General features: G+C 55.4%; 1 protein-coding gene, 2 pseudogenes and 1 CRISPR repeat array. Of the genes and pseudogenes, 1 reads left to right on the plus strand and 2 read right to left on the minus strand.

The genetic code is table 11. From position 1 onward, the window contains the following. A pseudogene (locus tag C482_RS15025) lies at nucleotides 1–612 on the plus strand (hypothetical protein); the annotation flags it as partial. A 175-nt stretch (nucleotides 613–787) separates the two neighbouring features. Continuing rightward, a CRISPR array of direct repeats spans nucleotides 788–1,808; the repeat unit is 30 nt; unit sequence GCTTCGAGCCCACAAGGGTAGTACTGGAAC. Between the two features lie 161 nt (nucleotides 1,809–1,969). On the opposite strand, the gene C482_RS15030 reads toward C482_RS15025, so the two are convergent. Both C482_RS15030 and C482_RS22875 read right to left on the minus strand, forming a co-directional pair. Then, on the minus strand, nucleotides 1,970–2,401 hold the full coding sequence (locus C482_RS15030; protein WP_006168570.1) for a hypothetical protein: 432 nt from the start codon (nucleotides 2,399–2,401) through the stop codon (nucleotides 1,970–1,972). A 183-nt stretch (nucleotides 2,402–2,584) separates the two neighbouring features. Further along, nucleotides 2,585–2,893: pseudogene (locus tag C482_RS22875) on the minus strand (hypothetical protein); the annotation flags it as partial. Nucleotides 2,894–3,044: the final 151 nt, after the last annotated feature.

The following is a 3,044-nucleotide window of genomic DNA, read 5'->3' on the forward strand; positions in this document are numbered from 1 at the left end:
GTCTACGGCGGCGCTCATCGAGTGAGTCGCCAGCTCGTCGACGTCGAACTCGGCGAGTGGGTGGATCTGCCGTTCGACGGCAAGGTCGTCGAGGGGAAGGTCGAGATTACCGACACGGATGGCGAGGAAACGTTCGAACAAGGATCGGACTACCAGCTCCGGCACACGACCGAGGACGGCACACCGCGGATTCGGGCACTCGAGAACGGTGACCTCACAGACGGCCAGACGATCCGCATCGATGCCGATGTCAAGCCTCGTGGCGAGTACACGCAGCCGGACATCGAGAACGAAGAGGACGCACGGACAGTCGTCGAGGACATCCCCGGCCTCGCGAGCCAGCAGATGTGCGACCAGGTTGCGTTGTATCTCGTCGAGGAAACTGGCCAGTCGATCGTCGAGGCCTCGGTGACAGTGCCACACGACGCGGTCGAGTGGTCGGTGATCGACGCAATCGACCCCGACGCATTGCCCGGTGATGGTCCGTACCAGGTGCGCGAAGTCCAGAGCGACTCGAGTCAGACCGAAATCCAGCTGGGCCAGGGGCAGACGGCTGCCGAGGCCGTCAACGAGATTCGTGACCGGACCTCGCGAACCGAAGAGCGGGTCTGACTACTATCGTGCTCGGACTAAGAGGTCTCCGGTAGGTTAAGCCGTCATGACGACGTGCATATCGAGGATGGCATCAGCATAGTCGGGAGAGACATCGAGTGTGCGTCGATTTTTAGCACACAAAGTTAGTTCTGGAACAGCCTCCCCACTGTGTGACGACCTGGACGCAATCCTCGCTTCGAGCCTACAAGGGTAGTACTGGAGCCGGTTGATGAGAAGCGTGCAGCAGTGGTGCTCTCGGAGCTTCGAGCCTACAAGGGTAGTACTGGAACGATGAGCGTCGGGATCTGGACGATCGCAGTATCGGTGCTTCGAGCCTACAAGGGTAGTACTGGAACCATCGCCGAGGCCGTCGCCAAGAAATAGGCCCTCCTCGCTTCGAGCCTACAAGGGTAGTACTGGAACAATGTCGAACAGTTGCCCCAACATCCCGATACCGACGCTTCGAGCCCACAAGGGTAGTACTGGAACTTTGCCTCGTCGGCGTCTGTCGTTACCGAGTAGTCAGTGCTTCGAGCCCACAAGGGTAGTACTGGAACGCGCGGACGTCGACGAGACGCCGCTGACGATCGACCAGCTTCGAGCCCACAAGGGTAGTACTGGAACCCACCATGGAATAGTAGGTGTTCAATGATGTCGTCGGCTTCGAGCCCATAAGGGTAGTACTGGAACTGGCATGTCGAGTGTGACGTTGACGCTCGGATCCGTGCTTCGAGCCCACAAGGGTAGTACTGGAACAAGGCGCTCATGTCGGCCTTCCCTGGCACCGTGAAGGCTTCGAGCCCACAAGGGTAGTACTGGAACTGCTCGCAGCAATCACGCCAGCAGGCAGAGTACTCGCTTCGAGCCCACAAGGGTAGTACTGGAACCGCCGCCGTTGTCGTCGCTCATGTCTGTCTCTGTAGCTTCGAGCCCACAAGGGTAGTACTGGAACCATCCTGCTGCTGTTCCGCGAGAGAGTCTAAGCCGGCTTCGAGCCCACAAGGGTAGTACTGGAACCCTGGCCGACGTAGTCGATCTGTTCGAGTTGGTTCTGGCTTCGAGCCCACAAGGGTAGTACTGGAACCGTAAGTGGGGGCCATGTTCTCCTCCGTCATATCCGGCTTCGAGCCCACAAGGGTAGTACTGGAACCAGTTCATAGTTCCCCCACACCGTCGGCGTCGGTGCTTCGAGCCCACAAGGGTAGTACTGGAACCATCCCGACATCTCGGCCCTTGGGGCTTAAACATACGTTCTCTGAGCCACTGATTCCGTCGACCTCCAATAACCGCTCAGACATGGGGGGTCGATGGAACACATTCTTCCCCCGACTGAGGTGAGAATTTACCTATGGCCTCGAACCTTCTGTTGATCACCTCAAAATGAGGTCTGGTCGGGAATGTCCCCTATTCGCAATCCAGATGCCGTTTCCAGCGCATATCTTGATGGAGAGTCAGTCGCGTCAACGTAATAGTACCTACCGTCAGTTATCGAATTGATCGCTTGATGTGACACATTTGTGTCGCGTAGTGGGAGCGATATCGTCCTCGAAGATAGATGACGCTGGATAGCGGTGCTCCAGTCGTGGTACCCTTCACTGAGAGCTTGCTTGTACATCGTCACGAGCTTGAGGTCGATGGCATCGACGCAAACAACGACATCGGCCGTGCGATAGTTCTCGCTGATGAGCGACTCTTTGGATAACGATCCAAACCTGGCGTTCTGGACAGCTGCAACGAGGTCTTGATCGCCGGGTGAAGCAAGCGAGTGCAATTGTTCATAGTACGTATCAACGACGCTATCGACCATTGTCGCTTCTGAAATAGTACTTTCAGCCGTGGATCTGTGAGATTTGAGAGCCTCTCGAGTAGGGTACAAAAGATCGTACGTCCCGGTGTATATCTGCTGGCTTGGTGGATACCCCGTCGCATTAGAGTTTGCTAACCGCCAAACGGTCACGGTACTCGTTTTAGATCCGAATTCTCGATTACACCGGCCCGCTGCTTGTACGATCGAGGGGACTGGTGCAATATCGCGGTAGAGGCGATCGAAACTCACGTCAACCCCCGCTTCGATCAGTTGTGTCGAAATGACGTAGAGAGTTGTCTCTTCACAATCGGTTAGTTGCTCAATCGCAGAAAGCAGAAGCTTTCGATCAATCGGTCGAAGTCGCGTCGTTAGTGTTGATAGCACAACTTCTCCTCGAGCACGGTCAACTAACTGGTCGACAATTTCACCGTATTCAGACGTCCGAAATAGTCGGGCTTGAGCTATCTTCTTGAGCTCATCGTTGAGATTCACTACTGAGTCAAAATGGGCTGAAGTGTGAGCACTCAATTCAATTGTGCTCTGGATTGTATTGCAGCGATACCTATGCAGCGGTAATGTTAAGTCGTCGTAGTAGTAATTGCTTAATTGGAAGCCAAGTCACCACACGCGGGTTACAAAATGC

The sequence above is a fragment of the Natrialba chahannaoensis JCM 10990 genome (genome assembly GCF_000337135.1).
Taxonomy (GTDB): Archaea; Halobacteriota; Halobacteria; order Halobacteriales; family Natrialbaceae; genus Natrialba; species Natrialba chahannaoensis.

Coding starts and splice junctions, on each gene's coding strand:
- C482_RS15030 (WP_006168570.1), bottom strand. CDS start 2,401: ATGGTCGATAGCGTCGTTGATACGTACTATGAACAATTGCACTCGCTT.